The sequence below is a fragment of the Streptomyces sp. NRRL B-1140 genome, from assembly GCF_001280065.1.
Classification (GTDB): domain Bacteria; phylum Actinomycetota; class Actinomycetes; order Streptomycetales; family Streptomycetaceae; genus Streptomyces.
In genome coordinates this window covers 1-9,097 of sequence record NZ_LGEA01000143.1, presented here as the reverse complement: position 1 = coordinate 9,097, position 9,097 = coordinate 1, and the positions used below count along the sequence as shown (strand labels likewise).

Sequence of the window (9,097 nt, the reverse complement as noted above, 5' to 3'; positions counted from 1 at the left end):
GCCGTGCAGGGACTGGCCGCGGTGCTGGGCGGGACGCAGTCCCTGCACACCAACTCCTTCGACGAGGCCATCGCCCTGCCCACCGACAAGTCCGCCCGACTGGCGCTCCGTACCCAGCAGGTGCTGGCGTACGAGACGGACGTCACCGCGACGGTCGACCCCTTCGCCGGCTCCTACGTCGTCGAGAGGATGACCGACGACGTCGAGGCGGCGGTGGTCGAGCTGATGCGCAAGGTCGAGGACCTCGGGGGCGCGGTCTCCGCGATCGAGCACGGCTTCCAGAAGAACGAGATCGAGCGCAACGCCTACCGCATCGCCCAGGAGACCGACTCCGGGGAGCGCGTCGTCGTGGGCGTCAACCGCTTCCAGCTCGACGCGGAGGAACCGTACGAGCCGCTGCGTGTCGACCCCGCCATCGAGGCCCGGCAGGCCGAACGCCTGGCGACCTTGCGCGCGGAGCGCGACCAGCCGGCCGTCGACGCGGCCCTGAACGACCTCAGGAAGGCGGCCGAGGGCACGGACAACGTCCTCTACCCGATGCGCGAGGCCCTCAGGGCCCGCGCCACGGTGGGCGAGGTGTGCGACGCCCTCCGCGCGGTGTGGGGGACGTACGTGCCGGCGGACGCCTTCTGACGGCAGGGAACGGACGCCGGACACACGAAGGTGCCCCACCGGGAAACCGGTGGGGCACCTTCGCGTGATCCGTCACCCGGTGTGACCCTTTCGGGGACCGGTTCAGCGGCCCGATCGTCCGAGCTGGTCGTCGATGAAGGCGAACAGCTCGTCCGTGGAGGCGTCCTCCAGTTGTTCGGCCTGCTCGGCCAGGCCCGAGCCGTCGTCACCGGCCTCGGACCACTTCGACAGCAGCGTCCGCAGCCGCGTGGTGATGACCAGCCGGTCCCCGGGTGCGTACGCGGACGTCAGCAACGTGGCCTCCAGGTGCTCCAGTTCACCCAGGAGCGAGTCGGCCGCGCTCGGTTCCTCCGGCACCAGCTCGGCGAGGACGAACTCACCGAGGGCGGCGGCGGTCGGGTGGTCGAACACGGCGCTCGCGGGCAGCCTCCGTCCGGTCACCGCGGTGAGCCGGTTGCGCAGTTCCACGGACATCAGGGAGTCGAAGCCCAGGGTCAGGAACGGGACGTCCGCCTTGAGCCGCCCCGGGTCACCCTGCCCCAGCACCGCGGCGACCTCGGCCAGGACGATCTCCCGGACGTGGGCGCGCCGTTCGTCCTCGGAGAGGCCGGCCAGCCGCCCGGCGAGCGCCTCCGGACGGTCGGTGCGGGCCGCGCTCCTGACCGGTGTGCCCACCAGGGCTCGCAGGGACGGCGGCACGGACCCGCTCTCGCGGATCGTCGCCGGGTCGAGCGCCGCGGCGACCGCCGAGGGGGGTCCGGCGACCGCGGCGTCGAACAGCGCGAGCGCTTCGGCCCTCTCCAGCAGACGGTAGCCGCGCACGGCGAGCCGGTGGCGGCCGGTCTCGTCGATCCCCGCGGCCCGCCCCGTCTCCTCCGCCCACAGGCCGAAGGACACGGCGGTCGCCGGCAGCCCCAGGGTGTGCCGGTGCGCGGCCAGCGCGTCCGCGAAGGCCCCGGCCGCCGTGGCGGGCCCGGTCCCGGCCCAGCCGAGGATGCCGTCCGCCGACGAGCACAGGACGAAGGCCGTCAGCTCGTGTCCCAGCTCCCGGGTCAGTTCGTGCAGGTGCCAGGCGGCGTCCGCCTGCGGCCGCAGCACGGCCGAGGTGTCCTGCGGTGTCAGGTCCGCGATCAGTCCGCCGTCGATGACGCCGGCGGCGTGGACCACCGCCGTCAGGGGGTGCTCGGCGGGTATGCCGGAGAGGAGTGTGGCCAGGAACCGCCGGTCGGCGACGTCCCCGGCGACGAGCGTCACCTCGGCGCCCAGGTCGGCCAGTTCACGGCGCAGGTCGTCCGCCCCGGGAGCGTCCGGGCCCCGGCGGCTCACCAGCAGCAGCCGCCGTACGCCGTGCCGGGCGGCCAGATGGCGGGCGAAGGCGCTGCCCAGCGTGCCGGTACCGCCCGTGATCAGCACGGTGCCGTCGGCGCCCCAGGGGCTCGGGGTGGTGTCCGGACGGGTGGCGGGACGCAGCCGGGGGGCGAGGATCCGCCCGTCGCGCACGACGAGGTCCGGCTCGTCGGCGCCGAGCGCCGAGGCCACCTCGTCGGGGGTGAGGGGACTGTCGGCCTCGATGTGCACGAGCCGTCCCGGCTGCTCGGCCGCCACCGACCTGACGAACCCCTGGACGGCCGCGCCCGGCAGTCCGCCCGCCGTGGTCACGACGAGGGTCGTCGCGGCCAGGGCCTCGTGGCCGAACCACTTCTGGACGACGTCCAGGACGGCGTCGACCGAGGCACGGGCGTCCACGGCAACGTCGTCGGCGGGGTCCGCCGGTGCCCCGAGGAGGACGGCGTCGTACTCCGCCCCCTCCTCGACGGCCTTCACCAGGTCGCCGAGATCGGTGTACGAGGGCCCGTGGAGGGCGGACGTGCCGCCGTCCATGCCGAGCACGGCGAGGCGCTGGGGTGCCTGGGCACCGGTGGTCACCGGCATCAGCTCGGTGGTGAAGAGGGCGTCGTGCGGCGGGCGGGCGCCGGCGAGTTCCGCCGCCGTGACCGGCCGCAGCCGCACGGAGTCGGCGCTGAGCACCGGTCCGCCCGCGGCGTCCCACACCTCGACGGAGAAGGATTCCGTTCCCTCCGCCGGGTCCGTGTCGTCGCCCGCGGGAGTGAGCCGCACCCGCAGCACGGTGGCACCGGTGGCGTGCAGCCGCACGCCACGCCACTCGGCCTCCAGCCGGGGCAGCTCTCCGTCCGACTGCCACGGGTGCAGGACCGCGTCGAGCAGAGCGGGGTGGATCCCGAACGAGGAGGTGTCCAGGCCGGCCTCGGCAGGCAGGGCGATCTCGGCGTACCGCTCGTCCTCCCGCCGCCAGGCGGCGGTCACGGTGCGGTAGGCCTGCCCGTGGCCGTAGCCCTGGCGGGCGAGCGCGTCGAGGGGTGAGCCGTCGAGCCGGGGGGCCGAGGGCGGCCAGTCCGGCGCGGGGGCGGCCGTGGTGCCGGCGGGGCCGAGCCGGCCCTCGGCGTGCAGGATCCACGGCTGCTCCGGCCCGTCCGGCCGGCCGTGCACCGTGACCGGGCGTACCACGCCGTCCTCCGCCTCCGCGGGGGCGCCGACCCTGACCTGGAGCCGCCAGGTGCCGCTGTCGGGCAGCACGAGGGGTTCCGCCAGGCTCAGCTCCCGCACGGATCCCGCCCCGGCCTCGTCACCCGCCCGGACGACCAGCTCGACCAGCGCCGAGGAGGGGACGACCACGGAGCCGAACAGCCTCCGTTCGCCCAGCCACGGCTGCCGTTCCGCGGACACGAGGCTGTTGAAGACCAGTTCCTCGCCGCCCGCCAGGCTCAGCGAGCTGCCCAGTAGGGGGTGCCCCGTGCCGTGGCCGCCCGTTCCGGCGCCGGCGTCGGGCTGTTCGGGCTCCAGCCAGTAGCGCCGGTGCTCGAAGGGGTACGTGGGCAGCGGCACGGTCCGGGCGGGCACCCCGTCCCGCGCGAACAGGTGCTCCCAGCCGACGTGCACGCCATGGACGTACAGCTCGGCCGCCGAGGCGGCGAAGCGGTCCGGGCCCCCTTGGTCCCGGCGGAGCGTTCCCACGGTGATCGCGTCGCCGTCCGCGTCGTCCAGGATGCCCTGGATGCCCATCACCAGCACCGGGTGCGGGCTGACCTCCACGAACGCGGCGGTGTCCGTGCCCGGCCCGGCGAGTGACCGGACGGTCTGCTCGAACAGCACCGGCTGCCGCAGGTTGGTGTACCAGTACTCGGCGTCGAGGAGAGAGGTGTCGATCCGCTCGCCGAGGACGGTGGAGTGGAACGCGATGGCCGAGGGCCGGGGCTCGATGTCCGCCAGCAGGTCCGGCAGCGTGTCGCGCAACTGCTCCACGTGCGGCGAATGCGAGGCGTAGTCCACCGGGATCCGGCGGGCCCGCACCTCCCGCCCGGCGCAGTCGGCGGTGAACTCCTCCAGCGCGGCCGCGTCACCGGCGACGACCACCGAGTCCGGGCCGTTGACGGCGGCGACGGTGATCCTCCCCTGCCAGGGGCGGATCAGCCGCTCGGTGTCCTCGGCGGTCAGGGACACGGACACCATGCCTCCCCCACCGGCGATGGCCCGGATCGCCCGGGACCGCAGGGCGACCACCTTCGCGGCGTCCTCCAGCGACAGGGCACCGGCCACGCAGGCGGCCGCGATCTCGCCCTGCGAGTGGCCCACGACGGCCGCCGGACGCACGCCCCAGGACTGCCAGAGCTCCGCCAGGGACACCATCACCGCGAACAGGACCGGCTGGACGACGTCGACGCGCTCCAGCGACGCCGCGTCCGGCGTCTGCCGCAGTACGGCCGGCAGGGACCAGTGGGTGTGGGGCTCCAGGGCCCGCGCGCACTCCTCGATCCTCCGGGCGAACACCGGTTCCGTGTCGAGCAGTTCGCGGGCCATCCCCGCCCACTGTGCTCCCTGGCCGGGGAAGACGAACACCGTGCGGTCGTTGTGCCGCCGCACACTGCCCTGCACCAGGCCGGGGGCGGGCCCGCCCTGGGCCAGTGCCTCCAGTCCGGCCCGGGGCACCTCGCCGTCCGCGGCCACCAGGACGGCCCGATGGTCGAACCGGGACCGGGTCACGGCCAGCGAGTACGCGGCGTCGCGGGCCCAGCGCGACGGGCCGGTGCCGGCGGGCGACTCCTCGCCTGCGAGGGCCAGCAGTCGTGCGGCCTGGTCACGGAGGGCCGTCTCGGTGCGGGCCGAGAGCAGCCAGGGGGTGACCGTGCCGAGCCCGTCGGTCCCGGGGGCGGCGCCGGCTCCACCGGTACCGGCTTGTGAGGGTTCCCCGGCCGGGGCCTGCTCGATGATCACATGGGCGTTGGTGCCGCTCACGCCGAAGGAGGAGACACCGGCCCGGCGCGGGTTGCCCGTCTCGGGCCAGGGGCAGGCCTCGGTGAGCAGTTCGACCGCGCCCGCGGACCAGTCGACGTGCGGCGTGGGCTCGTCGATGTGCAGGGTCCTGGGCAGGGTGCCGTGCTGGATCGCCTGGACCATCTTGATGACGCCGCCGGCTCCGGCGGCGGCCTGGGTGTGACCGATGTTCGACTTCAGCGAGCCGAGCCGGAGCGGGCGGTCCGCGGCACGCCCCTGGCCGTAGGTGGCGATGATCGCCTGCGCCTCGATCGGGTCGCCGAGCCGGGTGCCGGTGCCGTGCGCCTCGACGGCGTCGATGTCGGCGGGGTCGAGGCGGGCGTTGGCGAGGGCCTCGCGGATCACGCGTTGCTGGGAGGGCCCGTTGGGGGCGGTCAGTCCGTTGCTGGCGCCGTCCTGGTTCACCGCGGTGCCCCGGACGACCGCCAGGACGCGACGGCCGTTGCGGCACCCTCCGCCCAGCCCGTGCCGTCCGCGCCCGCGCCGAAGGCCTTGCAGCGGCCGTCCGGCGCCAGCCCGCCCTGCCGGGAGAACTCCACGAAGGTGCTGGGGGTGGCCATGACGGTGGCGCCGCCGGCCAGGGCGAGGTCGCATTCGCCGGTGCGCAGGGACTGCACGGCCAGGTGCATCGCGACGAGCGAGGAGGAGCAGGCGGTGTCGACGGTGACCGCCGGGCCCTCCAGGCCCAGGGTGTACGCCACCCGTCCGGTGGCCACGCTGCCCGCGTTGCCGTTGCCCACGTGGCCCTCGACCGCGCTCGGGACCCGGCCCAGCGGGGGCTGGTAGTCGTGGTACATCAGCCCGGCGAAGACACCGGTCCGGCTGCCCTTCATCGAGGTGGGGTCGATGGACGCGCGCTCGATCGCCTCCCAGGACGACTCCAGCAGCAGCCGCTGCTGCGGATCCATCGCCAGGGCCTCGCGCGGTGCGATGCCGAAGAACTCGGCGTCGAACTCCCCCGCCTCGTGCAGGAAGCCGCCGTGCCGGACGTAGGACGTGCCGCTCTTCGTCCGGTCGGGGTCGTAGAGGTTCTCGACGTCCCACCCCCGGTCGGTGGGGAAGGCGGTGACGGCGTCCTGGCCCTGGGCCACGAGGTTCCACAGCTCCTCCGGGGAGCTGACGCCACCGGGCAGCCGGCAGGCCATGCCCACGATGGCGATCGGCTCGTCGGCGAGCGCGGCCCCGGGCGGCGGCCCCGACCGCGACGTGGCCGTACCGGCCGGGTCCCCGGCGGTGCCCAGCAGTTCGGTGCGCAGGAACGCGCCGACCGCGGTGGGCGTCGGGTGGTCGAAGGTCAGCGTGGCGGGCAGGCGCAGGCCGGTGACGGTGTCGAGCCGGTTGCGGAGTTCCACCGCGATCAGGGAATCCATGCCGAGGTCGGAGAAGCTGCTGCGCGGGTCGACGGAACCGCGGGGTGCGCCGAGGGCGGTGGCCGCCTCCGAGAGCACCAGGGCGACGAGCAGCTCCGTCTGTTCCTCCGCGCCGTCGAGCGCCGCCAGCCGCTCCGCCAGCGCCGGTTCGGCCTGCGGCCGGTCCCGGGTCGCGGTGCGCCGGGCCGGCGGCCCCACGAGGCCGCGCAGCGGGGCCGCCACCCGCTCCGCGGAGGAGCGCAGGGTGGGGAGGTCGAACGGGGCGAGCACCAGGTACGGCGTGCCGAGCGCGAGGGCGGTGTCGAAGAGTGCCGTCCCCCGGGCGTCGGTGAGGGGGCGGACACCCGCGCGGGCCAGGCGGGAGCGGTCCGCCTCGCTGAGCCCCGAGATCATGCCGTTCGACCGTTCCCACAGTCCCCAGGCGAGTGAGGTGGCGGGCAGGCCCCGGGCATGGCGATGGGCGGCCAGGGCGTCGAGGAAGGTGTTGGCGGCGGCGTAGTTGGCCTGGCCGGCGTTGCCGATGATCCCGGCCACGGACGAGAACAGGACGAACGCCTCGAGGTCCAGGCCGCGTTCGACGGTGAGGTCGTGCAGGTGCCAGGCCGCGTCGGCCTTGGGCCGCAGGACGGCGCCGACGCGGTCGGGGGTGAGTGAGGCGAGGACGCCGTCGTCCAGGACACCGGCGGTGTGGACGATGCCGGTGAGGGGGTGCTCCGCGGGCACGGAGTCGAGCAGCCCGGCCAGGAAGGCCCGGTCGGCGACGTCACCGCCGACCAGGGTCACGTCGGCGCCGAGAGCGGCCAGTTCGGCGAGGAGCTCCGGCGCGCCGGGGGCGTCGACGCCCCGCCGGCTGGTGAGCAGCAGGTGGGTGACGCCGTGCTCGGTGACGAGGTGACGGGCGAAGAGCCCGGCCAGGGCTCCGGTGGCGCCGGTGACGAGCACGGTGCCCTCGGGGTTCCATCGCGGGGCGCCGGGGCCGTCGGGTGTCCCGGCGGGGGCGGCCTCGGTTCCAGTGGCCTCGACCCGGGCGAGTCGTGGCACGTACACCTCCTCGCCCCGGAGGGCGAGCTGGCTCTCACCGGCGGCTTCGGCCCGGGCGACCAGGGGTGCCAGGTCCGCGGGAGGGCCGTCGTCGGTGTCCACCAGCAGCAGCCGGCCCGGGTTCTCGGACTGGGCCGAGCGCAGCAGCCCCCACACCGTGGACAGGGCGAGGTCGGGGCGCTCGCCCTCGACGACCGCCAGGGCCCCCCGGGTGACGACGACCAGCGGCGCACCGGTCCCGTCTTCGTCCTCCAGGTGAGCGCGCAGTTGTTCCAGGGCCCGTGCGACGGTCGCGTGGACGGATGCCGGGAGGTCGTCGGCGTCCGTGCCGCCCTCGGTGGTGAGGGTGAGCGTTTCGAAGCCGGTGCCGATGGCGTCGTTTCCGGCGGTCGGGGGGTCGGCGGCCAGCGGCTCCCAGCCGAGGCCGAAGACGGCGTTGCGGCCGGGGGTGTCGACGGCCCCCAGCTGTTCGGCGGAGACGGGGCGGGTCCGCAGCGAGTCGAACGACACCACGAGGCGGCCGGCCGGGTCGGTGGCGGTCAGGGTCATCTCGTCGTCCGCGACGACGGTCAGGTGCACCCGGAGGCCGGTCGCTCCGGCGGCGTGCAGCCGCACCCCGCGCCAGGCGAACGGCAGCCGGTTCTGTCCCTCGGGGAGTTCTTCGCGCCCGGCGAGGGCGGAGAGGTGGAGGGCGGAGTCGAGCAGCGCGGGGTGCAGCCCGAAGCGCTCGGCGCTCTCCTGCTCGTCGGCCGGCAGCTCCACCTCCGCGTAGAACTCCTCCTGCCCGCGCCGCCATGCCGTGCGGACGCCCTGGAACACCGGCCCGTACTCCAGTCCCGCCGCGGCGAGCGCCGGGTACAGCTCGGTCAGGTCCACGGGGGTGGCATCGGCGGGCGGCCATGTGGTGGCCACCGGGCCGCTGTCGTCGTCCTCGGGGCGCAGGGTGCCGGCGGCGTGCCGGACCCAGGCGTCCGGGTCCGGCCCGTCCGGGCGCGAGTGCACGGCGACCTGGCGGTGCCCGCGCTCGTCCGGGGCGCCGACCGACACCTGTACCTGGACACCGCCCTGCGCGGGCAGCACCAGTGGTGCCTCGATGACCAGCTCGTCGAGCGCGCCGGTCCGGGCCTCGTCCCCGGCCCGGACCGCCAGCTCGACGAGTGCCGTGCCGGGCACCACGACGGAGCCCATCACGGTGTGGTCCACCAGCCAGGGGTGTGCCGTCCGGGAGAGCACTCCGGTGAGGATCACCTCGTCGGAGCCCGCGAGGTGGACGGCCGCGCCGAGCAGCGGGTGGTCGGCCGAGGCCAGCCCGAGGCGTCCGGGTGCGGCACCGCCGGCGGAGACCCTCTGCCAGTAACGCCGGTGCTGGAAGGGGTAGGTGGGCAGGGGAACGGTCGCGCGGGCGCCGGGGGTGAGTGCCCGCCAGTCGAGGGTGGCGCCGTGGGTGTGCAGCGCGGCCGCCGCCGTCAGGAGCGTGGTGGCCTGGGGCCGGTCCCGTTTGAGGGACGGCACGGCGGTGTGGTCGGGCAGCGTCTGCCGGGCCAGCGCGGTCAGGGTGGCGTCCGGCCCCAGCTCGACGAGCGTCAGACCGGCCCCCTCGTACTCCTCGCCGAGGTGCTCCAGCGCGTGGTGGAAGCGGACGGTGCGGCGGATGTGGTCGGTCCAGTAGGCGGGATCCGTCCACTCCACGGACACCGGGCCGC

1 protein-coding gene and 3 pseudogenes are annotated in these 9,097 nt (G+C 75.3%); 1 reads left to right on the top strand and 3 read right to left on the bottom strand.

Features of this window, described 5'->3' with window-relative positions:
* Positions 1-633 (top strand): methylmalonyl-CoA mutase family protein (locus ADK65_RS33230; protein WP_234353032.1); only part of this gene is annotated, 633 nt, incomplete at its 5' end.
* Positions 634-735: 102 nt separating this feature from the next.
* Here the strand turns inward: ADK65_RS33230 and ADK65_RS40050 are convergent.
* From ADK65_RS40050 to ADK65_RS40040, 3 pseudogenes are all read right to left on the bottom strand, one after another.
* Positions 736-2,994: pseudogene (locus ADK65_RS40050) on the bottom strand (SDR family NAD(P)-dependent oxidoreductase); the annotation flags it as partial.
* A 189-nt stretch (positions 2,995-3,183) separates the two neighbouring features.
* Positions 3,184-7,715, bottom strand: a pseudogene (locus tag ADK65_RS40045) (type I polyketide synthase); the annotation flags it as partial.
* 201 nt (positions 7,716-7,916) lie between these two features.
* Positions 7,917-8,627, bottom strand: a pseudogene (locus ADK65_RS40040) (polyketide synthase dehydratase domain-containing protein); the annotation flags it as partial.
* Positions 8,628-9,097: the final 470 nt, after the last annotated feature.